We start from the raw sequence: 23,189 nt of genomic DNA on the forward strand, positions 1-23,189 counted from the left end.
GGCGGTCAACCGCGAGGTTCACCCGTCACACAACCACCTGACCTCTCCTGGCGGGGGAGCCGGGCCGGCACGTCACCTTCGCCGCGCCGCCTACCTGGCCGAACGTCCGCCCACAAGCAGAATGCGCCTTTCCCGGCCGAGTCTCAACCTTTTCGTAACCCCACCTTCGGGCGATGTTGCCACGGTATTTTCACCGGCAGACGAATCGGACTCGGACCGCGCGGTTCCTTGATCAGCGTTCTACGCTGTCTTATGACCGAGGAGCGGGCTGTGCGGTGGTTGAACGAGGCCGAGATGGCGGCGTGGCGCTCCTACATCGTGGCGACCCTCCTGCTGCGGCAGCGGCTGCACCGCGAGCTGACCGAGTGCCACGAGGTGTCACTGGTCGATTACGAAGTGCTCGTCTGCCTGCAGATGCAGCGCGACCACCGGATGCGGATGTCGGAACTGGCTTTCATGATGGGCTCGACGAAGAGCCGGCTTTCGCACCAGGTGGCCAAGCTCGAGGAGGCGAGCCTGGTCCGGCGGGCGCGTGACCCCGAGGACAAGCGCGGCGTGATCACGGAGCTGACCGACGAGGGCGAGGCGCTGCTGGAGAAGGCGGCGCCGACGCACGTCGAGGGCGTGCGAGAGCACCTCATCGACCTGCTGAGCCCCGAGGAGCAGGCGACGATCGCCGCCGCGTTCGAACGCGTGCAGGCGCACTTGCTGGAGCCGGAAAGCTGAACCCGGGCGCTCGGCGCGCCCGGGTGCTCAGTGCGGTAGCGGTGGGATTCGAACCCACGGAGAGGTTGCCCCCTCGCATGTTTTCAAGACATGTTCCTTCGGCCGCTCGGACACGCTACCCCTGCCCACGAGGGTAGCCGACGGTTCCGGGCAACCCCGGCCGCGCCTCCGACGTCGTCACGCCGTGAAGACGCGATGGGATCCGGACGGCCCCGGCTGGCCGGCCGACGCCCCGGGTCCGCCGGCGACGGCGTTCTCGATGGCCTGCCTGGCGATCGTGCTGGTGTCCTTCGGTGGCCTGATCTTCCTGGCGGCCACGCTCCGGGACCGGGCCGGTTCGGTCGTGGCTCCGGCGACCGTGGAACGGGTGGTGTCCCTGGATCGGGTCGTCGCGCGCGTCGACGGCCGGCTCATGGACGTGCGGACGCCCGCGCACTACGACCGCCACACCCACCTCCGGACCGGCCCCGGCTACGTCCGGGGCACCCGCTTCGAGGTGCGCTACCGGCCCGGCAAGGCCGAGCCGGCGACCGACACCGCGCGGGAAGTCCGGCTGCCGGGCCCCTGGATCTTCGCCCTCGCGGGCGGCGGGCTGCTGCTCGGCATCGCCGGCCTGCTGGTGCCGGCCCGGCCGCTCAGGTCCAGGTCAAAGTGAGGGCCGCGCCCTGTGCGCGGCCCGCTTCGGCCGCCGGGGTGCGGGTGGCCGGGTCCAGCGGGTTCGCGCCGGCCGCGGCCTTCGAGGCCTCGTCCGGGGTGATCAGGGTGACCTCGGCGCCCGCGGCGCGCAGGTCTTCCAGGACCTCCAGCAGCGGCTTCTCCATCGGCAGCGGGGCGTCCACGCCCAGCGGCGAAACCACGGTCACGCGCTTGAAGCCGGTCGCGTAGTCGGCGTTCTCGGCCGAGCGGACGCCGCCGTCGACGTAGCGGCGGCCGTCGATGGTCACCGCCGGCCAGACGCCCGGGACCGCGCAGCTCGCCGCCACCGCGTCGACCAGCGAGACGCCGGACTCGCTGTCGAAGCGGCGGGGCTCGCCGGTCTCCGCGTCCACCCCCACGATCACGAGACGCTGCGCCGGCCAGTCGTGCACCGGCAGCCGCGCCTCGATCACCGCGCGACGCTCCGCCTCGGACACCGTTTCGGCCGCCAGGGCCAGCCGCCCGACCGCTCGCCGCACCTCGGCCGGGTCGGTCGCACCAGTGAGCGCGCCGCCGAACTCGGCGGCGAACTTCTCGAAGTCGATTTCGGCCGGGATCTCCGGCGTCTGGTGCGCCGGATCGGCCTGGCGCGCGTACAGCTCCGCCAGCGGCCGCCCGCTCGCCACCTGCGCCGCCACGACTGACCCCGCCGACGTCCCGACGAGCAGGTCCGCGCCCGTCAGATCCTGGCCGTGTTCGGCCAAGCCCACCAGCAGCCCCGTCGTCCACGCGATTCCGGCGATCCCGCCGCCACCCAAAACCAAAGCCTGTCCGCCCATGCGGGCAGCCTAGCGACGGGGTCCGACAATTCCCGGCCGCCGGGATTACCCTCCAGGTCGGTGCGGCGAGAGGGGCGGAAATGACCGCGAAGATCGAAGGCATCCACCACGTCAAGTTCCCCGTGAGCGACCTGGCGCGCAGCCGCGCGTGGTACGAGCGCGTGCTGGGGCTGGACGTCACCCACGAGTTCCCGGACGCCGACGGTGTCGTGCGCGGGGTCGCCGGGGCGATCGACAGCGTGCCGGTGGCGTTGCGCGTGCAGGAGGCGGCCGCCGCGGGGCTCGCCGGGTTCGACCCGGTCTGCTTCTCGATCGCCGACCGCGCGGCCGCCGACGCGTGGATCGCGCGGCTGGACGAGCTCGGCGTCGAGCACTCGCCGCTGTTCGAAGCCACCACCGGCTGGATGGTCCGCTGCACCGACCCCGACGGCACCGAAATCCGGCTCTACAGCCTGGCGAAGGACGACGGCGTCGACCACACCGGCGAGCAGGGCTACGCGCAGCGCGTGCGCTGACTCAAGGCCGGCGCATGGCCTTCGCGGCGATCCGCGCCTGGACCTCGGGACGGCGCAGCGGCGGCACGGTCGCCGGCGGCTGGCGGCGCTCGGGCAGCTGCTCCAGCAGCCGGGTGGTGATTTCGGTGATTTCGGCGACCGCCGCCTCGAACGGCTCGCGCGTGGCGTCCGACAGCGACTGCACGCCGGTGACCTTGCGGACGTACTGGCGGGCCGCGGCCTCGATCTCCTCGCCCGTCGCGGCCGGCTGGAGCCCTCGCAGGGTGGTGATGTTTCGGCACATGCCGCTCAGGGTACGGCTTTTCGCGGGCATCGATCACACGGTCGGGTAGGCCGGGCCCGGCTTCGTTGACGCCCGAACCGCCGCTGGGCAAGGTCGGGGAAGTGCCCCTCAGACCACGCCCGTTCCGCTCCGCCCGTCCCGAACCCGGCATCCTCCAAGAAGAGGCCCCGGAAACCCCGATCCCGGAACAGGCCTGGCCCCGCGTGCGGGCCGACGAACTGGTCACCCTCGTGGCGCACGTCTTCGCCGCGCACGGTCTCCCCGAAGCGCGCGCCCGCATCGCCGCCGAAGCGCTTTGCCACGGCGATCTCACCGGCTCGCCGGAGACCGGGGTCGCCGACCTGACCCGCGTGCACCTGCCGCTGCTGAAGAACGGGCTCGTCGTGCCGCACGCCGAGCCGCTGATGATCGCCGACCGCGGGGCCGCCGCGCTGATCGACTACCGCCGCGCGCTCGGCCTCTGGGCCGTCGGCGACGCGATGGACCGGGCGGTGACGCGGGCCGGCCGCTTCGGCGTCGGGCTCGTCTCGCTGCGCGGCATCGGGCCGTTCGGCCGGGCCGGGCACCACGCCGCGCGGGCGCTGCCGCACGCCATGATCGGGCTGGTGCTGGCCGCGGGCGGGGAGCCCGGCCAGCCGATGAACCCGCTGGGCATGGCGGCGCCGGGCGGCGCGTACCCCGAATTCGTCTTCGACATGGACCGGCCGGGCTCGGAAGCGGCCGGGCTGACGCTGCTGGTCGAGGTCCTCGCCGGGGTGCTCTCCGGCGTCGCCGACCACGAGCACGACACCGGCCTGCTGGTGCTGGCCATCGCGCCGACGACCCTGCGCAGCGCGGACGGCTTCTACCGGGCGGCGAGCGCGCTGTTCGGCAGCATGCTCGGCTGGGACGGCGGCGCGCCGATCCGCTACCCCGGCTGGCGGGAGGCCCAGCACCTCGAGCAGTGCCGGGCGCTGGGCGTGCCGCTGGCCGGGCCGGTGCGCCGCGAACTCGACGCGCTCGCCCGGTCGCTCGGCCTGCCGCCGCTGACCAGCGTCGGTTAGCGGACCAGGATCACCTTGCCGCGGTCCGGGCCCACCGCCACGACGTCGCCGTCGGTCAGCTGGCGGCCGCGGCGGGTCTCGACCTCGCCGTTGACCGTGACCTCTTCGGCGTCGATCAGGTCCTTGGCGTGGGAGCCGTCCTCGGCGAGGCCGGCCAGCTTGAGGAACTGGCCGAGCCGGATCGGCTCTCCGGTGATGGGTACGTCGACGGGCTCGCTCATGCCCCGCATCATGCCGCCTCAGGTGCGGGCGGTCGTCTGCCGGTAGAGCGCGAGGACGTCGGTGTCGAAGTAGCTCGAGTACGACGTGTCGGCGTCGTCGCCGCCGAACTCGAAGCCGCCGATGACGCCGATGACCGTGCCGAGCCGGGTTTCCGGGTTCTGCCCGGCGACCCACGGGCCGCCGCTGGTGCCGGTCGGGAAGCCCGCGCAGTCCACCCGCAGCTGGTAGGTGTCCTGCTTGGCGGTGGTGTTCCGGCAGACCGCGGGCACCTCGGAGTCGTCCGGGTAGCCGGTGAGCGTGATGGCCTGCTCGAACGCGGTGCCGGTGGCCAGCAGGTTCGCCCCGACCAGGCTCTCCAGGGACTTCGCGGTGCCCGCCTGGTGCGCGGTGGCGAAGCCGACGTCGAGGTCCGGGTCCGAGGACGCGGCCCAGCCCGGCGCGACGAGCTCGTCCGACACCGCCCAGTAGCCGAACGGCGCGACCCCGTCGTGGTAGCCGGGCGCGAAGGTGACGCCGGTGAGGTAGCCGCCGCCTTCGCCGTTGTGGATGCAGTGGGCAGCGGTCAGCAGCACGTCACCGCGCTCGCTGTGCACGACGCTGGCGGTGCAGTAGTGCTCGCCCTCGGCGAACAGCGCTCCGACCGCGGGGCTCGACACCGCGGGCAGGTCGGCCGGAGCCGCCTCGGCCGTGGCGAGCTCCGGTGTCGTGGCGCTCGCCAGCTGCGCCGGCCGGGCGGCGGCGACCACGACGAAGGTCACGCCGAGCAGCACGATCGCGGCGAGCGTGAGCAGGACGAACGGCCGCCGCAAGATCATCGCCTCCTCGTCTCGGTGCTGCCGGAGAGACCACCATAGGACGACGCACCGACACAATCAGCACACCCACAGCAAGCTCACAGCCGCTAACATTCCCTACTCGGGAGTAACACCGGACGGTCGGGAGAGCCGATGAAGCAGTTCGCGGACAAGGTCGTGGCGATCACCGGAGCCGGCTCGGGCATCGGCCGCGCGCTCGCGTGCGAGTTCGCCCGGCGCGGGGCCCGCGTCGCGCTGTCCGACGTCGTCACCGCGAACGCCGAGGAGACGGCCAAGCTCGCCGGCGACAACGCCCGCGCGTACACGTTGGACGTCGCCGACCGCGGCGCCGTGCTCGCGCACGCCGAAGAGGTCGCCGACGAGTTCGGCGCGGTCAACGTCGTCGTGAACAACGCGGGCGTGGCGCTCGGCGCGACCGTCGAGGAAATGACGTTCGAGGACTACGACTGGCTGATGGGCATCAACCTCGGCGGCGTCGTGAACGGCACCAAGGCGTTCCTGCCGCACCTGATCGCGTCCGGTGACGGGCACGTCGTCAACATTTCCAGCGTGTTCGGCTTCGTCGGCGTGCCGACGCAGAGCGCCTACAACGCGGCGAAGTTCGCGGTGCGCGGATTCACCGAAGCGCTGCGCGAGGAAATGCTGATCGCCCGGCACCCGGTCGCGGTGAGCTGCGTGCACCCGGGCGGGATCAAGACGAACATCGTGCGCAACTCCCGCAGTGCCGCCGACGACCAGGAAAAGGCCGCGCAGGGCTTCGAGCGGATCGCCCGCACCACCCCGGAGAAGGCGGCGCAGACGATCCTGCGCGGGATCGAGCGGAAGTCGGCGCGGATCCTCATCGGACCGGACGCCTACGTGATCGACGCCATTCCGCGCGTGCTCGGCGCGGCCTACCAGCGGCCGTTGGCGGCGCTCGCCCGGCTCGGCTTGAAGCAGAGCTGAGCCGCGCTGTCACTCAATGGAGTTGCGTTTCTGACAGAACCGTCCGAAACGGTCCAGAATGCTGGGGGTCCGCCAGCCCCGTCCCGGAGGTCCCCGATGCTTCGCACCGCACCGCGCAGTGCGACCCGTCCGTCCAGCGACCGCACCGCGGTGGAACTGCTGGATCGCACCGGCATCGTCGCGGCGAGCCTGCCCCGGCGCCGCCGCACCGACGGCGAGGTGGCTCAGCCGGAGGAGCCGATCTACACCCGGCCGCCGGTGTGCGACCAGGACCTGCGCCCGAAGTCGGTGGTGATCCGGCGCCGCGCCCGCACGTGGCTCGGTGGCGGGGCCGCGGTGCTGCTCGTCGCGGCCGGTTGGCTGGGCGGCGGGCTCTTCGCCGGCGGCCTGTTCGCCCCGGAACGTGACGTCGCTCAGCTCGACGCGCGCCCGGCGGTGGCCGCGGCCCCCGCGCCGCAACCGCCGGTCGCCCAGGCTCCGCCGGCGCCGCCCGCCGTCACGCCCGCCCCGAAGACCGTCTACGTGGCGGTGCCCGCGAAGCCGGCGCCGAAGCAGGGGCAAGCGCAGGCGCAGGCGCTGCCGAAACCGCAGCCGAAGAAGCCGGTGCCGGACGAGGACGCCGAAGCCCGGGTCGACCTGCCGTCGTCGGCCACCCCGCCGCCGGTGAGCAACCCGATCCAGGCGTGGGTCGACGTCGCCGAGAGCATGGCGCGGCGCTACGGCGGCCGCTGAGTCAGGCCTCCGACCAGAGGTATTCGTGCTCGGGGCGGCCGGTGGCGCCGTAGCGCAGCCGCATCTGGACGGTCCCGGACTCCGCCAGCGCGGTGAGGTACCGCTGCGCCGTCGCCCTTGCCATGCCCAGCTCGCCCGCCACCTCCGCGGCCGACAGCGGCCGCCCGGCGCGTCGCAGCTGCTCCGAGACCAGCCGGGACGTCGCCGTCGACTGGCCCTTCGGCGCGGTCGTGCGGTCCTGGTCGTGCAGCACGCGGTACGCGCGGTCGACGTCGTCCTGGGCCAGCGCCCGGTCTTCGGCGAGCAGGCCGCGGAACCGGGCGTACGACGTCAGCCGCTCCGCGAGCTGGCGGGTGGTGAACGGCTTGATCAGGTAGTTCAGCGCGCCGGCGCGGATCGCCGCGGCCACCGACGTGCTGTCGGTCGCCGCGGACAGCACGATCGTGTCCGTCTGCAGCTCCGGGAGCACCGCGAGGCCGGACTCGTCGGGCAGGTAGACGTCGAGCAGGATCAGGTCCGGCGCGAGTTCCCGGACGCGGGCGCGCGCCTCGGCGGCGGTGTGCGCGGTGCCGACCACCGCGAAGCCGTCGACCTCCTCGACGAAGCCGGCGTGCACCCCGGCGACCCGGAAGTCGTCGTCGACGATCAGCGTGCGGATCATCCGTCCTCCGTCAGCATTCCGGGCAGTTTGGCGACGAACAGGGCGCCCGTCTCGCCTTCGCCGGGGTCGGCCAGCCAGACGTCGCCACCGCGGGCGCGGGCGGCCTGCCGGGCGAGCGCCAGGCCGAGGCCGTGCCCGGGGGCGATCTTCGTCGAGACGCCTTCGTCGAACAACCGCCGCCGCAGGTCCGCCGGCACGCCGGGGCCACTGTCCACAACGGACACGTGCAGGGTGCCGCCCTCGGCGAGCAGCCCGACCTCCACGGTCGCCGGCCGCCGCGGGCCCATCCGCGCGGCGTGCAGGGCGTTGTCGACGAGGTTGCCGATCACGGTGTTCGCGGCGATCGGGTCGGTCACCGCCGTGGGCACCCAGGTGTCTTCGGCGAGCTTGAGGACGAGCCCCTTTTCCTGCGCCTGCTCGGTTTTCGCGACGAGCAGCGCCTGCAGGTACGGGTCGGCGACGGCGTCGCCCAGCTCGCTCGGCCGCGCCGACGACGAGTCCGTCAGCGTCTGCAGGTACTCGACGGCTTCGGTGTGGTGGCCGAGCTGGAGCAGCCCGTAGAGGGTGTGCAGCCGGTTGGCGAACTCGTGCCGCTGGGCGCGCAGGCCGTCGGACAGCGCGCGGATGCCGTCGAGCTCGCGGGTGAGCGTGTCGAGGTCGGTGCGGTCGCGGAAGGTGAGCACGGTGCCGATCGGCCGGTCGTCCAGGCGCACGGCCCGCGAATTGATCACCAGCACCCGGTTCCCGGCCACCGCGAGGAGGTTGTCGACCGGGCGCCCCTCGCCGACGGCCTTGTGCAGGCGGGGGCTGAGCTCGAGCTCGGCCATCGCCGCGCCGATCGGGAGTTCGGTGCCGAGGAGGCGCTCGGCTTCGTCGTTGCGCACCGAGACGCGGTTGTGCTCGTCCACGGCGAGCACGCCTTCGCCGATCCCGTGCAGCACGGCTTCGCGTTCGTAGAGCAGTTCGGTGAGCTCGTGCGGCTCGAGGCCGTGGGTGACGCGCCGCAGCCGCCGGTTCAGCAGCGCCGACGCGCCCGCGCCGAGCAGCAGCGCGCCGCCGGCGAACAGCAGCGTGATCGCGAGCTTCTGGTTGAACTCGCTGATCGGCTGGGCCACCTCGAAGCCGACACTGACTTCGCCGACCACCCGGCTGTGGTCCGGGGTCCAGATCGGCGTCTTGCTCCGGACGGACAGGCCGAGGGTGCCGCTCGCCACGGTGTTGATGTCGTCGAACCCGGCGAGCGCCCGCTCCGCCGAGGTGCTGACCTTCTTGCCGATCTCGGTCGGGGTCGGGTGCGCGAGCCGGATACCCCGGTCGTCGGTGATCACGACGAACAGCGCGTTCGTGCGGTCTCCCACGGCCAGCGCGCGTTCCTGCAGAGCGCCCCCGGGGATCTTCGCGGTGGCGTTTGCGACGACCACCGGGTCCGCCGCCACCGACTTCGCGATAGCCAGCGCACGCTCGCCGAATTGGTCGGTGAGGGTGTCGCGAAGGAGCACGCTGACCAGGGCGACGCCGATTCCGACGACGAGGACGACCACGCCGATCTGCAGCAGCAGCACCTGCCTGCTGAACCGCATTCGCGGGAAGAGCGCCCACTTTGGCATGGCTGGGAACATACCCCCAGGTCAAGCCCGTGCGCTAAATGAGCAAAACATTCAGAACGCACCGCCGGCGCGAAGAACGTCGACAAGCTTCACGCGGGCGCCACACGTACTTAACGTCCCTTCCCAACGTGAGCCCCACCACGTGACGAAGGAGTCACCTCCACCATGGTTCCCCCACTGATCGAACTCACCGGAGCCACCAAGCGGTTCCCGAGCGGGTCCGGGTCCGTGCACACGGCCGTCCGCGATCTGACCATGACCGTCCGGCCCGGCGAGTTCGTCGCGGTCGTCGGCCCCACCGGCTGCGGCAAGTCGACGACGCTCTCGCTGGTCTCCGGCCTGCAGCCGCCGTCGGCCGGCCGGGTGCGGGTGAACGGCGAGGACGTGAAGTCCATTCCGGACGGGGTCGGCTACATGTTCCAGACCGACGCGGTGATGCCGTGGCGTTCGGTGCTGGAGAACGTCGCTTCCGGCCCGCGGTTCCGCGGCGTGCCGAAGGCCGAGGCCCGCGCGCAGGCCGTCGACTGGATCGCCCGGGTGGGGCTCGCCGGGTTCGAGAAGTACTACCCGCACCAGCTCTCCGGCGGCATGCGCAAGCGCGTGGCGCTGGCCCAGACGCTCGTCACCAAGCCGAAGATCCTGCTGATGGACGAGCCGTTCTCCGCGCTCGACGTCCAGACGCGGGCGCTGATGCAGGACGAGCTGCTGCGGCTGTGGTCCGGTTCGGGTGCCGCGGTGATCTTCGTGACGCACGACCTCGACGAGGCCATCGCGCTGGCGGACAAGGTCGTCGTGCTGACGTCGTCGCCCGCCACCGTGAAGGACGTCTTCGAGATTCCGCTGGAGCGGCCGCGCAAGGTCGAGGACCTGCGGCTGACCGAGGAGTTCCGCAAGCTCTACGCCGACATCTGGGAATCACTGCGCAGCGAGGTCGACAAGGCCCGTGAGAAGGGAGCGAGCAATGTCGCTTGAGACCCCGGCGGCGCCGTCCGCTGCTCCCTTGCCGGTCCTGGAGACCGAGCAGGACATCCTGGCCCGCGCGAAGCAGGCCACGGCCAAGCGCAGGCGCAACATCTGGCTGCTGCGCCTGGCGATCGTCGTCGTCTGGCTGGGCAGCTGGGAGCTGACCGCCACGTACTGGATCGACCCGTTCTTCTACTCGAAGCCGTCGAAGATCTGGGCACGGCTGGTCGAGTGGTTCAGCGCCGGCACCGACTTCGGCTCGATCTGGTACCAGATCCTGGTGACCGTCGAGGAGGCCGCGATCGGCTTCGTCATCGGTGCCATCTTCGGCGTCGTGTTCGGCGTGGTCCTCGGCCGCAGCGCGTACCTGGCGCAGGTGCTGGCGCCGTTCATCAAGGCCGCCAACGCGTTGCCGCGCATCGTGCTCGCCGCGCTGTTCGTCATCTGGTTCGGGCTCGGGCTGTCGTCGAAGGTCGCGACCGTCGTCGTGCTCGTGTTCTTCGCGGTGTTCTTCAACGCCTTCACCGGCGCCCGCGAGGTCGACCGCAACCTGATCGACAACGCCCGCATCCTCGGTGCGACCCGCGGCCAGGTGCTGAAGTCGATCGTGCTGCCGAGCGCGACTTCGTGGATCCTGTCGTCGCTGCACGTGGCGTTCGGCTTCGCGCTGATCGGCGCGGTGGTCGGCGAGTACACCGGCGCGAAGGCCGGCATGGGCTTCCTGATCGCCAACGCGCAGGGCACGTTCGACACCGCGGGCGTGTACGCCGGGATGCTGATCATCACCGTCGTCGCGTTGCTGGCCGAGTGGGGGATCAGCACGCTGGAGGGCAGGCTGCTGCGGTGGCGCCCGCCGTCCGCCTCCGAAGCCGCGATCAAGGCGGTCTGACATGCGTCTCAAAAGGACAGTCGGGGTGGTGGCCGCGGTCGCCGTCGCCGCGGCCGGGCTCACCGCCTGCCGCGACTCGCGGGAGATCTCGCTCGGCACCGGCGGCCAGCCGCACATCAAGATCATGGTCGGTGGCCTGTCGAAGGTGATCTACCTGCCCGGGCAGCTGGCCCAGCAGATCGGCGCCTACAAGAAGCAGGGCCTCGACGTCGAGCTCTTCGACCAGCCGTCCGGGGCGAACGCCGAGACGTCGCTGCTGGCCGGCGAGGTGCAGGCGGTGGTCGGGTTCTACGACCACACGATCGACCTGCAGGCCAAGGAACAGTGCATCGAAAGCGTCGTGCAGTTCGCGAACGTGCCGGGCGAGGCCGAGATGGTCGCGACCAAGAAGGCCGGCGAGGTCAAGTCGGGCGCGGACTTCAAGGGCCGCAACCTCGGTGTCACGTCACTGGGTTCGTCGACGGACTTCCTGACCAAGGCGCTGGCCGCGCGCGGTGGCGTCAGCTCGAAGGAGTACACGCCGGTGAAGGTCGGCGCCGGGCAGACGTTCATCTCGGCGATGAACCAGGGCTCGATCGACGCCGGGATGACGACCGACCCGACGATCGCGCAGCTGACGAACACGGGCCAGGCGAAGGTGCTCTACGACATGCGCACGCCGGAAGGCACCAAGGCGGCGCTGGGCGGTTTGTACCCGGCGAGCTCGCTGTACATGGGCTGCGAAATCGTGAAGCGCTATCCGGACATCGTGCAGAAACTGGCCAATGCGTACGTCGAGACCCTGAAGTGGATTTCGTCGCACACACCGGCGCAGGTCGCCGCGATGATGCCGCCGTCGTTCGCCGGCGGGGACAAGGCGCTGTACGTCAAGTCGCTCGAGGACAGCCTGCCGATGTTCACCGAGGACGGCCGGATGGACCCGGCCGGGGCGCAGAACGTGCTCAAGGTGCTCGGTTCGTCGTCGAGCAACGTCAAGCCGAAGAAGGACAAGATCGACCTGTCGAAGACGTACACGACCCAGTTCGTGGACGCCGCGCACGCGCAGGCGCAGCAATGAGCCCCGCTCACCTGACCGGGCGGTAGGTGAGCGACATGGACCCGTGAAGGCCTCTTTTCCCCCGCGGAGGCCTTCACGGGTCTTTTCGGTTCAATTCCGGCAAATGGTGAGTATTTCCCGGAATGTGAAGACCCTTCGAAAGTAGCTACCTTCTCGCGGGCGCGAATCCAACACTGGGCACACACGGCTTTCCCCGGTCCCCATCGGTGAACGGAGTCCCCGCATGTCCAAAACCCTTCGCGTCCTCACGGCGATCGCCGCCGCAGCCGCCGGTCTCGCCGTCTCCGGCACCGCCCACGCTGCCGTCGAGTACGGCTCACACTTCCACGGACACCAGTTCTCGGGCGGCAACTGGGGCGGTTACGTCAGCTTCGGCAGCTTCACCACGGCCACCGCGAGCTGGACGGAACCGTCCGTGAGCTGCACGTCCACCAACGACCTGTTCGCGCCGTGGGTCGGCATCGACGGCGACGGATCGTCCACTGTGGAGCAGACCGGCGTCGAGACCGACTGCTCCAGCGGGAGTCCGGTGTATTCGGCCTGGTACGAGATGTACCCGGCCGCGCCCGTGTACTACAGCGTTTCGGTCAGCGCGGGCGACCACATCACCGCGACGGTGACGCGCACCGCCACCAACACCTACCGGCTGGACCTGGCCGACACGACCAAGGGCTGGTCGAAGAGCACCACGAAGTCGCTGACGTCGAAGCACGCGTCGGCGGAGGCGATCATCGAGTCGCCGACCGACTCGTACCCGTCGATCTCCGGCGGCATCAAGTTCACCGGCGTCAAGTTCAACGGGACGAACCTGGCCTCGACGAGCCCGTCCGGCCTGAACGCCGACGACCGGGGCCGCTACACCTGGAGCCCGAGCGCCGTCGGCTCCGACGGCCAGAGCTTCACGATGACCCGCCACTGAATCACTTGAGGTTGTTGATCGCCCACGCAACGACCATGACCGCCAGCACCAGTGAGATGACGGCCTGCAGCATCATCGTCATCTTCGCCCAGATCCGCAGGGGCAGCACATCGGTGGGGCTGAAGGCCGCCGCGTTGGTGAACGAGAAGTAGAGGTAGTCCAGGTAGGACGGTTCCCAGTCCCGGTGCGCCAGGTCCGGGTCGGCCATCTGCGGGAACTGCAGGTCGGGGAATTCGGCCCGGCCTGCGGCCCGCCGGCCCGGGCCGCCGCGGTCGAACTCCCAGTACCAGAGGGAGAAGGCGACGATGTTCGTCCAGTAGACGGTCCCGCCGGTGACCAGCACGGCCCCGGCGCGGTCGCCGATCGTGCCGTTCGCGATGGAGTAGACGAGCGTCACCGCCGAGCCGGCGTTCACCGCGGTCACGGCGGCGACGAGCAGCAGCGAGATGACCCGTTCGACGGCGCTGAACTGCGACATCCGGCCCGGGTTGACCAGCAGCAGGGCGACGACGAGCAGCACGGAGACGCTGGGCAGCAGCCACCACGGGCGCAGCGCCATGTCATCGGGCAGGGCGACCTGCAGGACGAGCGTCGCGACGACGACGCCCATCGCGGGCCAGCGGGTCTCGCCGGACGTCCGCCGCCGCCACGCGGGAAGTGCCTCTTCTGTCACGCGCTCAAGGTAGGACGGCGACGCCCCGCTAGCCAGCCGGTGCGGTCGCCACCTCGCCCGGCAGTTTCCTGGCCACGTCCGTCCGCGAACGCGCGCCCAGCTTGCGGAGCACCTTGGCCACGTGCTGTTCGACCGTCCGCGGCGAGAGGAACAGCCCGTCCGCGATCTCGCGGTTCGTCCGGCCTTCCGCGAGCATCCGCGCCACTTCCCGCTCGCGCGGCGACAGTTCACTCCCGTACCCGCGCCGTCCGCGCTGGGATGGCGCCCAAGCGCCGTGCTCGCGCAGCTGGTGACGGCAACGTCCGGCGTCGCGGGTCGCCCCGAGCTGCTCGTACGCCTCGGCCGCCGCGGCCAGCTCGTCGACGGCCGAACGGTTGCCCGCCGCGAGGCGGCACATCGACGCGCGTTCTCGCATGGCCGTCGCGGGGTACGGCATCGGCAGGGCCGCGTAGCCGGACACGGCTTCGTCGTACAACGTCGCCGCGGCCAAGTGCTTGCCGCGCGCTTCGAGCAGCACCGCGCGGCCCGCCACGAGCGCGGCCGCGGCCACCGGCGCGTCCCGGCCTTCGATGCCGCGCGCGAACGCTTCGACGACGTTGTCGGCCTCGGGCCAGCGCCCGGCCCGCGCGTACGCCTGTGCCGCCACCGGGACCAGCGCGGCCGCCCAGATCCAGACGCCCTTGCGCCCGGCCGCGGCCATCGCGGTGTCGGCCGCCGCGCAGGCGCCGTCGACGTCGTCGGTCGCCAGCAGCACCGAGATCAGCACCCCGGCGGCCGACAGCACCACGGGGATCGGGCCGCGGTCCGGCGCGTGCACGCTCGCCGCGGTCAGGTGCCGCTGCGCCGCGGCGAACTCCCCGCGCACCGCCGCGAGCCCGCCGAGCACCAGCGACGACTCCATGACGATCGGGCCGAGCTCCGGGTAGCTGTCCCGCAGCTGCTCGGCGGCCTCGGCCAGGCCGGTCCAGCGCCCGCGCACCCAGTCCAGCCGGACGCGGGTGCCCTGGATCAGGCCGATCGCGTACAACGCACCGGCGTCGGTCGCCCGCCGGACGCCTTCGGTCACCAGCCGTTCGGCGCGGTCGAGGTGCCCGGCCCAGGACTGGCCGTCGGCCAGGTTGCACCACAACCGGGCCAGCTGGACGCGCTCGGCGACGGTGCCGACCGTGTCCGACAGCGCTTCGAACTCCGCCCACGCCGAGCCGTCGCCGACGTGCGAAGCGGCGGCGATGCGGTCGGCGGTCAGCGCCAGCCGCAGCTCCGGGTCGTCGAGCCGCTCGTACACCTCGCCCGCCCGAGCGCGCCAGGATTCGTGCCACGACAGCGGTGTCAGCCCGTCGATCGGCTGGGCGAGCAGGGTGATCCCGCGAGCTGCGAGGTCCGGCCGGTCGGTCAGCTCGCCGACCGCGCGCTCGACCTCCAGCCGGCCGCGGCCGAGCCCGCCGATGGTCCGGACCAGCAGCATGCCGAGGCTCAGCCGGATCGAGCCGCGGACCGACGGCGGCAGCGTCACCTCTTCGAGGACGCGCTGCAGCGTGCCGAGCACTTCGGGGCGAAACCCCCGCAGCGCGATTTGGCTCAGCTTGCCCGCCACGCGCCCGACATCGGCCTGGGTGGGGCCGGGTTCGGCGAGCACCGACTGCAGGAGGTCGATCGCGCGGGACGTCTCGCCGCGCGTGATCGCCTCGTCGGCGGCGGCTTCCGCGTAGTGCCGCCACTGGTCGACGCGGCCGGCGGCGCGGGAGTGCCGGGCCAGCAGCGTGAGCGGCGGGGACGGCTGCGCGGCGAGCACGCGGATCGCCTGCGCGTGCAGCAACGCGCGTTCGGGGCCGCTCACGGTGTCGTAGACCGCCTTGCGGGCCAGCGGGTGCCGGAAGCCGTACTTGCCGTCGCCGACCTCGCCGAGCACCCCACCGGAGAGGGTGTCGAGCAGCGCGGTGCGGAGGGTGTCGCCGGAGAGGCCGGCCAGCTCGCCGAGCACGTCGGCCTCGGCGCCGACGCCGAGCACCGCGGCCGCGCCGGCCAGCCGCACCGCCGGCCCCGGCAGCGCGGAAAGCCGGTCGGTGACGGCTTCCCGCAGCAGGACCGGGACTTCGAGGTTTTCGAGCAGGCGGTCGGAGAGGACCTCGCCGACCGGGAGCCGGTCGGCCGCTTCCTTCAGCGCCCGCAGGGTTTCCTCGACGACGAACGGGATCCCGGCCGTGCACTCGTGCAGCTTGGCCGCGAAGTCGTCGGTCACCCGGGGTAGTTCGAGGAGGCCGGCGGCCAGCTCGCGCACCGCCCCGACGTCGAGCGCGCCGAGCGCGACGCGGGCGGAATGGACCGCCGGATCGGTGCGGAAGGCCGCTCCCCGGGTCGCCGCCCCCGTATCGGCGGCGGACCGGTGGGTGGTGACCACCGCCAGCTCGGGCGGCATCGTGCCGGCGAGGAACCGCAGGAAGTCGCGGGTGTCCTCGTCGGCCCACTGGAGATCGTCGATCAGCACGAGCGCCGGCCCGCAGGCGGCCAGCAGCTCCCGCAGGGCGCGGAACACGCGGTGGCGCTCGGCGACCGGGTCGGCGAGGGGCTCGGGCCGCGGGGGAAGCGCTTCCGCGAGTTCCGGCAGCAACGGCCGCAGCACGCCGGCGACCGGGCTGAGCGGCCCCAGCGGCCCGGCACCGACCGCGCGAAGCGCTTCCAGGACGGGCCCGTAGGGAAACGGTTCACGCAGCGGCTGGCAGGCGCCGGTGAGCACCCGGCCGCCGTCGAACTCCTTGCGGCGCCCGATCTCCGCGAGCAGCCGGGTCCGGCCCATGCCCGGCTCGCCTTCGATGAGGATCGCGGCCGGGCGCCTCCGCAGCACGGCGACGATGGCGTCGAGCTCGGTGTCGCGGCCGGTCAGCCGGGCGGGTCCGGACCGGACGGACACCGAGGTGGGGCGGGGGGTGGTCAGCCACATTTGACCTCCTCGACGCGCACCGAAGCACTGGTGCGCGGGAGCCTAAGCAGCGCCGATCCGTCCGTAAACCTTTCACCGAATACGTGGCCGGTACCGTTGTCACACGTCCGCCTACTCGCCGTCACCGGTTTGCTGCGGGATCCGGGGGGATCGGCTCACCCTGCGTACGAAACTCCGGCCGATCGCGCGTTCGAGCGTCGCTTAACGCGTTCGTGTACTGCGCGTGACTACTGAAAGTAGTTCACATAAACCCTACTTACGGACCTGTCCGACCGGGTGACGCCCGGCGCTTGAGCCCGCCGGAGCAGGGGATTCGTCCTCGGTGAATGCGTATACCCATTCGCCGGGCGCCCGGATTGCACCGTAACGCCCACTGCGGGGACGCTCACTCGGGGGAGTACCACTGCGTGGCCGATGCGGAGCCGCGCGTAACCACCGTAACCACTTGGGAGAAGCATGAAGATCGCGAGACTTCTCGGTGCCGCTGCCACCGCGGTGATGGCGACGGGCGCGCTGGCCGCGACCGCCGTCCCCGCGTCGGGCCAGGACCTGCTGAACCCGGACATGGTGCCCGCCATGCAGCGGGACCTCGGCTTGACCCACGACCAGGCGCTCGCGCGGCTGAAGAGCGAGGACGTCGCGAACAAGGTCACCGAGTCGCTCACCGCGGCGCTCGGCGACGCGTTCGGCGGCGCCACCTACAACGCCGCCACGGGCAAGGCGCACGTCACCACGACGAACGCCGCGCTGGCCGGCAAGATCCGCGAAGCCGGTGCGGAAGCCGAAGTCGTGCGGTTCAGCGCCCGCCAGCTCAATTCCACTGTGGACAGGCTGAACGCCGCCGACAAGGCCGCGCCCGCCGCGATCACCGGCTGGGGCGTCGACGACGCCACCAACCGCGTCACCCTGGACGTGCTGCAGGGCCAGCGCGCCGCCGCGACCGCGTTCCTCGCCAAGTCCGGTGTGGACTCCGCCGCGGTGGCGATCCGCGAAACGGCGTCGGTGCCGACCACCTACGCCAACATCCGCGGCGGGGACGCCTACTACATCGGCGGTTCGTCGCGCTGCTCCGTCGGGTTCTCGACGACCACCGGCTTCCTCACCGCCGGCCACTGCGGCGCGCTCACCGGCGGCGGGTCGCTGACCGGGTCCAACGGCGCGGCGCTCGGCAGCTGGATCACCTACCGCTTCCCGGGCAGCGACTACGCGGCGGTCCGCACCAACAGCAACTGGACCCCCGTCGCGCAGATGAACAACGGGACCGCGGTGCGGGGTTCGTCGAACGCCGCGACCGGCTCGTCGGTCTGCAAGGCCGGCTCGACCACCGGCTGGACCTGCGGCACCATCGGCGCCAAGAACCAGAGCGTCCGCTACTCCGAGGGCACGGTCAACGGCATGACCGCGACCAACGTCCGCTCGGCGGCCGGTGACTCGGGCGGCGGCTTCATCGCCGGCAACTACGCGCAGGGCCTGCTGTCCGGCGGCAACACGTCCGTGACGTACTTCTTCCCGATCGCCCCGGCGCTGTCGGGCACCGGCACGACGCTGAAGACCAGCTGAGTCGTTCTCAAGACAGCGAAAGGGCGGGTTCCGGGCGCCTCCAGCGCGCCCGGAACCCGCCCTTGTTCCTCGCCGCGGGAATGGGAGGTTCAGGGGTCAGACGTTGCTGATCTCCTCGATCAGCCCGTCGACGTCGAAGTGCGCGCTCTCTTCGCCGAGCGGCACCAGTTCGGTGGACGCGTCCAGGAAGGTCCGGACGTCCTCGACTTCGAGCTCGAACGACGCATAGCCGTCCGGTGACTCGATTTCCAGGGTGAGGAAGTCTTCGTCATCGGAGAGATCCGGGCGGATCCGGACGTCGCCGAGGCCGGCCGGCTCGTCGAGCCCGGCCACGAGCAGGTCACGCGCGAAGGTCCACTCGATCCACCGGCCGCGCTCGGTCCGGAAGGCCACGGTCACCGCGAAGGGTTCGTGGGCGTGGTACGACAGGCGCGACAGGACGGGCGTGGTGCTCTCGTTCAGCAGCACGAACTGGCTCTGGTGTACGGCGTCGGTGTGCACGGCCCCTCCTGGAGTCTCGCGGTGGTTCGCGCGGCGCGAACTGTTCGGCAAGGAGATGACGAGGGCCAACGGTCATGACGGAGAAACTCTCACGTTCACTTGATCGGTTGCATCCGTCCATTGTGGTGTAACACCGGGCACATACCCCTTGCGCTCAGGCGGACACGGCTGGTGACGGTTCGCGCAGGGCGGCGGGTAGCTTCTTCCGCAGCACGACCAGCGCGGGGACGGCGGAGGCGCAGGTCAGAGCGAGGATCGACCAGGTCAGCGCGTTGCTCGCGCTGAGGAGGGTGGCCAGCAGGCCCGGCGCCAGCGCGATGGGCAGGCCCCAGGAGAGCTGGAAGATCGAGCTGGCCCGCCCTTCGGCCCCCGGCGGAGCGGCCGCGGCGGCCGCCGCGGTGGCGGTCGGGCCGAAGAGCGCCTCGGCGATCGAGAAGCCGAGGCTGGTGAGCAGGATCAGCACGGTCGCCACCGGCAGCGGGACGGCTTGCAGCGGGATCAGCAGCGCGAAGCAGAGGGCGAAGAGAACGGCGGCCCCGATGAGCCCGGCGGTCCGGCTCCGCCCGGCGAGCAGCCCGACGATCGGCCGCTGCCCGGCGACGACGACCACGGTCCCCACGGTGATGGCGGTCCCGGCGATCCACTGTGGACCATGCAGCAGATCGCGCACGACGATCGGCAGCACGGAGAACTTGCTCGCGCTGGCGAGGGTGAAGGCCATGTGGGTGACGCAGAACCCGGTGAAGGCCCGATCGCCCAGCACCGCCCGCCAGCTCCCGGGCCGAGCTGCCGCCGGCCTGGCGGCCTCCGCGAGCCCACCGCCCCCGGCTCCCGCGCCAGCCGCCGAGTGGTCTGCCGCGGCTGGTCGTGAGTGGTAAGGCGGGTTAGAACCCGCGTTACCACTCACGACCCGCGGCAGGAGGCGGATCAGGACCGCCGCCACGCCGAAGCTTGCTGCGTTCACGTACGCGAGCAGGTGGAACGCCCACGGGCTCGTGATCGTCGGCAGCACCGCCATCGCCGCCGCGCCGAGGCCCGCCCCGCGAACCGGCCGACGGTCTGCGTGGCCAGCACGCGGTCCGTGTCGCTGCCCGAAGTGAGCCGGGTCACCATCGGCGCGTTGCACGTCCAGAACAACCGGTCGCCGAAGCCCGCCACCGCTGACACCACGACCACCTGCCAGCTCGTGTGCGCCAGCGGGTAGGCCGCGAACGCGGCGAGCCGCACCAGGTTGCCCGCGATGAGCAGCGCCCGCGGCCCGAAGCGGTCCATCGCCGCCCCGGTGGCCGGCCCGGTCACCAGGGCCAGCAGGGCGCCGGTGGTCAGCGACGCGCCCGCGTCGACCAGGCCCATGCCCTGCCCGTGCACGAGGAACAACAGGGCGAACGGGACCCACAGCCCGCTGCCGAGCGCGTCGATCAGCGTCGCGGCCAGAAAGATCCGAAGCATGCCTCCCCCAGCGGGACAGCTTACGGGTCGAGCGGGAGGCTGAGGCCCACCTTCACGCGATCCATCGTCACGCTCGTCGTGAAGTGCCGGACGTTCGGGTTGTCGAAGAACATCCGCCGGGTGAACGCCTCGAAGCCCGCCATGTCCGGGCACGTCACGATCAGCACGAAGTCCGCCGTGCCGGTGACGTAGTAGCACTGCTGGATCGCGTCCTCGGCCAGGACCTGGCGGCGGAACCCGTCGAAGACCGCGAGGTTCTCCCGCTCCATCTCGACCGTCACCACGAACGTCATGCCCAGCCCGAGCGCCTCCGGCGACAGCACCGCCACCTCGCGCTCGATGACGCCCGCCTCGCGCAGCCGCTTGATCCGCCGCTGCACCGCCGCGGCCGAGAGCCCGACCTTCGCGCCGATCGTTTCGGCGATCGTGCGGGCGTCCGCCTGGAGGCAGGCGAGGATGGCGATGTCCAGCTGGTCGAGGTCGGGTGTCCGCACCCCAGCAGGCTAACCGGCACCCCCGACAATTCGCCGCCGTTCACCCCTCCGTGACGTCGCTCACTACTCCCTCCGCGGGGAAGATGAAACAACTTTCAACGTGAGCTGGAACACAACTGACGGGTCTACCAGGGGGTAGCCCATAGAAGTGGTAGACCAGCCGGTCGCTCTGCCAACCCGCCGGCGTGGGGAGGCTCTCCCGTGCCCGCACCTGCCGCCGTGTTGACCGGTCTCGGTTCCTGGTTGCCGACGAAAGTCCTGGACAACCACGAAATCGCCGCCCGGCTCGACACCTCGGACGAGTGGATCCGGACCCGCACCGGGATCCGCGAACGCCGCGTCGCCGGGCCCGGGGAGTCTACTGTGGATCTCGCGGTCGGGGCGGGCCGCGAAGCGCTCGGGGGCACGTCCGCCGACGCCGTCGTCCTCGCCACCTCCACGCCCGACCAGCCCTGCCCGGCCAGCGCACCGCAGGTCGCCGCCCGGCTCGGGCTCGGCACGGCCGCGGCGTTCGACGTCAACGCCGTCTGCAGCGGCTTCGTCTACGCCCTCGCCACGGCCGCCGGCTTCATCGCGGGCGGCCTGGCCGAGCGCGTGCTCGTGATCGGCGCCGACACCTTCACCACGCTCATCGACCCCAGCGACCGGACCACCGTGCCGATCTTCGGCGACGGCGCGGGCGCGGTCCTGCTGCGCGCGGGTGAGGCCGGCGAGCCGGGCTCGTTCGGCCCGTTCGACCTGCACAGCGAGGGCGAACACGCCGACCTGCTGTGGGTCGAGGCCGGCGGCGCCCGGAAGCGGCTTTCCGACACCCCGGCCGACCGGTTCCTCGCCATGCAGGGCACGGCCGTGTTCCGCCACGCCTGCGCGCGGATGGCGGAGTCGTCCCGGACTGTGCTTGATCGCGCGGGCTGGATGGTCGGCGACGTCGACCGCTTCGTCGGCCACCAGGCGAACATCCGGATCCTCCAGGCGACGGCCAAGCAGCTCGGCATGCCCGCCGACGCCGTGGTCGCCAACATCGACCGGGTCGGCAACACCAGTGCCGCGTCCATCCCGCTCGCCCTGGCCGACGCCCGCGCCGACGGCACCCTCGTGCCCGGTCACCGCGTCCTGCTCAGCGCGTTCGGCGCCGGCCTGACCTGGGGTTCGACCGTGCTGCGCTGGCCGGACCTGGGTCAGCTGCCCTGAGGGCCGGTCGTCCAGGTCGGCGTCGCCTCCGCGCGGCCGCGCAGCTCCAGTTCGCCGTGCTTCTCCCAGTGGGCGGCTTCGCCCGGCAGCGCCCCGGAGACGACGGCGTCGCTGGCGAGCACCCGTGACGGGACCGCCTTGGCGAGTTCGGTGAGCCGCGCGGCTTCGTTGACCGCGTCGCCGATCACGGTGTACTCGAGCCGGCTGCTGGTGCCGAGCTGCCCGGCGAACACCGGGCCGCTGGAGACGCCGATGCCGAGGTCGAGCTCGCCGGCCTCGCGCACCGCGTCCCGGATCGCCCGCGCCGCGGCCAGCGCGGCCGTCGGGGCGTCCGCGAGCCGCGTCGGCGCGCCGAAGATGCACAGCGCGGCGTCACCCTGGAACTTGTTGACCAGCCCGCCGCGCGCGTTGACCGCGGAGACGACCGCGGCGAACAGCCGGTTCAGCTTCCCGACCAGCTCCTCCGGCGGGGTGCGGTAGGCCAGCGCGGTCGAGTCGACGACGTCGACGAACAACGCCGTGACCTCGCGGACGTCGCCGGAGAGGGACGCGCCGTACTCCAGGGCGTGCCGGGCGACGTCGGCGCCGACGTGCCGGCCGAACAGGTCCCGCATCCGCGCCTGTTCGCGCAGGCCGGCGGCGAGCTGGTTCACCGACGTCTGGAGCAGGCCGATCTCGCTGGAGTCGTCGACGTCCACGGCGACGTCGTTGTTGCCGCGGGCGATCTCGTCGAGGGCCACGCGCAGCCGGTGCAGCGGCGCCGCGACCGCCCTGGCCAGCAGCGCCGTGCCGATCGCACCGACGCCGAGGCCGATCACCGACAGCATGATCAGGCTCGCGGTGTGGTCGCCCGAGCCCAGCTCCGGCGGGGTGGCGATGAGCAGCACGCCCACCAGCGGGACGCCGCTGGCCAGCGCCCAGGTGACGACCAGCCGGGTCAGCACGGTGACCGGCAGCGAGCCGCGCGGCGGCAGGACGTCCAGGGCGATCGTCATCACCGGCCGCGCCACCCACTCGGCGGCGAGGTAGGTGAGCCCGACGGTGGTGAGCCCGCCCAGGCCGATGACCGTGGCCATGCCGACGGCGTCGTCGCGCGAGCCGAGCGTCCCGGCGAGCGCGGTGAGGACGACGGTGCCGATGAGCCAGAGCGTGCCGCTGACCACCGCCATGTCGACCGGCAGCCGCAGCGCGCGCCGAGCCTCGCTTTCCGACGGCGGGCGGCCGAGCACGAACCAGATCACGGTGCGGCGCTGCAGCCACGCCGTCCACAGCGTCCCGGCGAGCAGCGCCCCGGCGACGATGCCGGCCGCGGTCAGGCCGAGCACCCAGCCACGATCGCCGACGTCGTTCGGCAGGCCCTGCACCACCAGCAGCAGCGCGACCACGCCGGACCCGGCGACGCTCGAGCCGAGGCCCAGGCCGGCGAAGCCCAGGCTGGTGCGCAACACCACCCGGAAGTTCTTCACGGCGATCTTGCGCACGGCGTTGATCGTACGGCCGAAAATGCGTGGCCACCGCCGGTGGCCGGTGG

At 71.9% G+C, this 23,189-nt stretch carries 25 protein-coding genes and 1 tRNA gene; 12 read left to right on the forward strand and 14 right to left on the reverse strand.

Annotated elements, in window-relative coordinates; all coding sequences use genetic code 11:
- Positions 1 to 252 precede the first annotated feature (252 nt).
- Positions 253 to 726 carry a MarR family winged helix-turn-helix transcriptional regulator gene (locus C2L58_RS33520; RefSeq protein ID WP_199191580.1) on the forward strand — a complete coding sequence of 158 codons (474 nt, stop codon included), beginning with the start codon at positions 253 to 255 and terminating at the stop codon, positions 724 to 726.
- A 33-nt stretch (positions 727 to 759) separates the two neighbouring features.
- Here C2L58_RS33520 and C2L58_RS33525 read toward each other — a convergent pair.
- Positions 760 to 846, reverse strand: a tRNA-Ser gene (locus C2L58_RS33525).
- Positions 847 to 910: 64 nt separating this feature from the next.
- On the opposite strand from C2L58_RS33525, the gene C2L58_RS33530 reads away from it, so the two are divergent.
- Positions 911 to 1,381 carry a hypothetical protein gene (locus C2L58_RS33530; RefSeq protein WP_103341666.1) on the forward strand — a complete coding sequence of 157 codons (471 nt, stop codon included), beginning with the start codon at positions 911 to 913 and terminating at the stop codon, positions 1,379 to 1,381.
- On the opposite strand, the gene C2L58_RS33535 is transcribed toward C2L58_RS33530, so the two are convergent.
- Positions 1,362 to 2,201 (reverse strand): patatin-like phospholipase family protein, encoded by an 840-nt coding sequence (locus tag C2L58_RS33535; protein ID WP_199191581.1) that lies wholly within the window; start codon positions 2,199 to 2,201, stop codon positions 1,362 to 1,364. The genes C2L58_RS33530 and C2L58_RS33535 overlap by 20 nt on opposite strands.
- An 80-nt stretch (positions 2,202 to 2,281) precedes the next feature.
- Here C2L58_RS33535 and C2L58_RS33540 point away from each other — a divergent pair, with 80 nt between their 5' ends.
- Positions 2,282 to 2,716 carry a VOC family protein gene (locus tag C2L58_RS33540; RefSeq protein ID WP_103341668.1) on the forward strand — a complete coding sequence of 145 codons (435 nt, stop codon included), beginning with the start codon at positions 2,282 to 2,284 and terminating at the stop codon, positions 2,714 to 2,716.
- 1 nt (position 2,717) lies between these two features.
- Here the strand turns inward: C2L58_RS33540 and C2L58_RS33545 are convergent, their stop codons facing one another.
- Positions 2,718 to 2,999, reverse strand: a complete 282-nt coding sequence (locus C2L58_RS33545; RefSeq protein WP_103341669.1) for a DUF2277 domain-containing protein — start codon at positions 2,997 to 2,999, stop codon at positions 2,718 to 2,720.
- A gap of 101 nt (positions 3,000 to 3,100) precedes the next feature.
- Here C2L58_RS33545 and C2L58_RS33550 point away from each other — a divergent pair, with 101 nt between their 5' ends.
- Positions 3,101 to 4,042: an Ldh family oxidoreductase gene (locus tag C2L58_RS33550; RefSeq protein WP_233226073.1), complete on the forward strand. Its 942-nt coding sequence runs from the start codon at positions 3,101 to 3,103 to the stop codon at positions 4,040 to 4,042.
- On the opposite strand, the gene C2L58_RS33555 is transcribed toward C2L58_RS33550, so the two are convergent.
- Together C2L58_RS33555 and C2L58_RS33560 are read right to left on the reverse strand one after the other, a co-directional pair.
- On the reverse strand, positions 4,039 to 4,263 hold the full coding sequence (locus C2L58_RS33555) for an RNA-binding S4 domain-containing protein (protein WP_013222201.1): 225 nt from the start codon (positions 4,261 to 4,263) through the stop codon (positions 4,039 to 4,041). The genes C2L58_RS33550 and C2L58_RS33555 overlap by 4 nt on opposite strands.
- Before the next feature lie 18 nt (positions 4,264 to 4,281).
- Positions 4,282 to 5,079 (reverse strand): trypsin-like serine peptidase, encoded by a 798-nt coding sequence (locus C2L58_RS33560; protein ID WP_103341671.1) that lies wholly within the window; start codon positions 5,077 to 5,079, stop codon positions 4,282 to 4,284.
- 132 nt (positions 5,080 to 5,211) lie between these two features.
- Here C2L58_RS33560 and C2L58_RS33565 point away from each other — a divergent pair, with 132 nt between their 5' ends.
- Together C2L58_RS33565 and C2L58_RS33570 are read left to right on the forward strand one after the other, a co-directional pair.
- Positions 5,212 to 6,024 carry an SDR family NAD(P)-dependent oxidoreductase gene (locus tag C2L58_RS33565; protein WP_103341672.1) on the forward strand — a complete coding sequence of 271 codons (813 nt, stop codon included), beginning with the start codon at positions 5,212 to 5,214 and terminating at the stop codon, positions 6,022 to 6,024.
- Positions 6,025 to 6,120: 96 nt separating this feature from the next.
- Positions 6,121 to 6,756, forward strand: a complete 636-nt coding sequence (locus C2L58_RS33570) for a hypothetical protein (RefSeq protein ID WP_103341673.1) — start codon at positions 6,121 to 6,123, stop codon at positions 6,754 to 6,756.
- 1 nt (position 6,757) lies between these two features.
- On the opposite strand, the gene C2L58_RS33575 is transcribed toward C2L58_RS33570, so the two are convergent.
- Positions 6,758 to 7,417 (reverse strand): response regulator, encoded by a 660-nt coding sequence (locus tag C2L58_RS33575; protein WP_103341674.1) that lies wholly within the window; start codon positions 7,415 to 7,417, stop codon positions 6,758 to 6,760.
- A complete protein-coding gene (locus tag C2L58_RS33580) occupies positions 7,414 to 8,997 on the reverse strand; it encodes a sensor histidine kinase (RefSeq protein ID WP_103341675.1) in 1,584 nt (527 codons plus the stop codon). The genes C2L58_RS33575 and C2L58_RS33580 overlap by 4 nt, the downstream gene beginning before the upstream one ends.
- Before the next feature lie 192 nt (positions 8,998 to 9,189).
- Between C2L58_RS33580 and C2L58_RS33585 the strand changes: the two genes are divergently transcribed.
- The 4 genes from C2L58_RS33585 to C2L58_RS33600 all read left to right on the forward strand — a co-directional run bounded on the left by C2L58_RS33585 (position 9,190) and on the right by C2L58_RS33600 (position 12,852).
- Positions 9,190 to 9,996 carry an ABC transporter ATP-binding protein gene (locus C2L58_RS33585; protein WP_103341676.1) on the forward strand — a complete coding sequence of 269 codons (807 nt, stop codon included), beginning with the start codon at positions 9,190 to 9,192 and terminating at the stop codon, positions 9,994 to 9,996.
- A complete protein-coding gene (locus tag C2L58_RS33590) occupies positions 9,986 to 10,876 on the forward strand; it encodes an ABC transporter permease (protein ID WP_103341677.1) in 891 nt (296 codons plus the stop codon). Before C2L58_RS33585 ends, C2L58_RS33590 begins: the two co-directional genes overlap by 11 nt.
- Before the next feature lies 1 nt (position 10,877).
- Positions 10,878 to 11,933, forward strand: a complete 1,056-nt coding sequence (locus C2L58_RS33595; protein WP_199191582.1) for an ABC transporter substrate-binding protein — start codon at positions 10,878 to 10,880, stop codon at positions 11,931 to 11,933.
- Between the two features lie 223 nt (positions 11,934 to 12,156).
- Positions 12,157 to 12,852 carry a G1 family glutamic endopeptidase gene (locus tag C2L58_RS33600; RefSeq protein ID WP_103341679.1) on the forward strand — a complete coding sequence of 232 codons (696 nt, stop codon included), beginning with the start codon at positions 12,157 to 12,159 and terminating at the stop codon, positions 12,850 to 12,852.
- A gap of 1 nt (position 12,853) precedes the next feature.
- Here C2L58_RS33600 and C2L58_RS33605 read toward each other — a convergent pair whose 3' ends face one another.
- Together C2L58_RS33605 and C2L58_RS33610 are read right to left on the reverse strand one after the other, a co-directional pair.
- Positions 12,854 to 13,462: a DUF1345 domain-containing protein gene (locus tag C2L58_RS33605; RefSeq protein WP_103341680.1), complete on the reverse strand. Its 609-nt coding sequence runs from the start codon at positions 13,460 to 13,462 to the stop codon at positions 12,854 to 12,856.
- A 91-nt stretch (positions 13,463 to 13,553) separates the two neighbouring features.
- Positions 13,554 to 16,463 carry an ATP-binding protein gene (locus C2L58_RS33610; protein ID WP_103341681.1) on the reverse strand — a complete coding sequence of 970 codons (2,910 nt, stop codon included), beginning with the start codon at positions 16,461 to 16,463 and terminating at the stop codon, positions 13,554 to 13,556.
- A gap of 456 nt (positions 16,464 to 16,919) precedes the next feature.
- Between C2L58_RS33610 and C2L58_RS33615 the strand changes: the two genes are divergently transcribed.
- Positions 16,920 to 18,023, forward strand: coding sequence for a S1 family peptidase (locus C2L58_RS33615; protein WP_103341682.1), 1,104 nt, complete (start codon positions 16,920 to 16,922; stop codon positions 18,021 to 18,023).
- A gap of 96 nt (positions 18,024 to 18,119) precedes the next feature.
- On the opposite strand, the gene C2L58_RS33620 is transcribed toward C2L58_RS33615, so the two are convergent.
- The 4 genes from C2L58_RS33620 to C2L58_RS33630 all read right to left on the reverse strand — a co-directional run bounded on the left by C2L58_RS33620 (position 18,120) and on the right by C2L58_RS33630 (position 20,467).
- Positions 18,120 to 18,524 (reverse strand): SsgA family sporulation/cell division regulator, encoded by a 405-nt coding sequence (locus C2L58_RS33620; protein ID WP_013222214.1) that lies wholly within the window; start codon positions 18,522 to 18,524, stop codon positions 18,120 to 18,122.
- Positions 18,525 to 18,678: 154 nt separating this feature from the next.
- Positions 18,679 to 19,542 carry an MFS transporter gene (locus C2L58_RS33625; RefSeq protein WP_233226076.1) on the reverse strand — a complete coding sequence of 288 codons (864 nt, stop codon included), beginning with the start codon at positions 19,540 to 19,542 and terminating at the stop codon, positions 18,679 to 18,681.
- Positions 19,485 to 19,973 carry an MFS transporter gene (locus C2L58_RS50905; RefSeq protein ID WP_233226077.1) on the reverse strand — a complete coding sequence of 163 codons (489 nt, stop codon included), beginning with the start codon at positions 19,971 to 19,973 and terminating at the stop codon, positions 19,485 to 19,487. The genes C2L58_RS33625 and C2L58_RS50905 overlap by 58 nt, the downstream gene beginning before the upstream one ends.
- 20 nt (positions 19,974 to 19,993) lie before the next feature.
- A complete protein-coding gene (locus tag C2L58_RS33630) occupies positions 19,994 to 20,467 on the reverse strand; it encodes an Lrp/AsnC family transcriptional regulator (RefSeq protein WP_103341683.1) in 474 nt (157 codons plus the stop codon).
- Between the two features lie 201 nt (positions 20,468 to 20,668).
- Here C2L58_RS33630 and C2L58_RS33635 point away from each other — a divergent pair, with 201 nt between their 5' ends.
- Positions 20,669 to 21,658, forward strand: coding sequence for a beta-ketoacyl-ACP synthase III (locus tag C2L58_RS33635; RefSeq protein WP_103341684.1), 990 nt, complete (start codon positions 20,669 to 20,671; stop codon positions 21,656 to 21,658).
- Here the strand turns inward: C2L58_RS33635 and C2L58_RS33640 are convergent.
- On the reverse strand, positions 21,646 to 23,139 hold the full coding sequence (locus C2L58_RS33640) for an adenylate/guanylate cyclase domain-containing protein (RefSeq protein WP_103341792.1): 1,494 nt from the start codon (positions 23,137 to 23,139) through the stop codon (positions 21,646 to 21,648). The genes C2L58_RS33635 and C2L58_RS33640 overlap by 13 nt on opposite strands.
- Between the last annotated feature and the right edge of the window lie 50 nt (positions 23,140 to 23,189).

It is taken from the genome of Amycolatopsis sp. CA-126428 (assembly GCF_002904335.1).
GTDB lineage: Bacteria > Actinomycetota > Actinomycetes > Mycobacteriales > Pseudonocardiaceae > Amycolatopsis.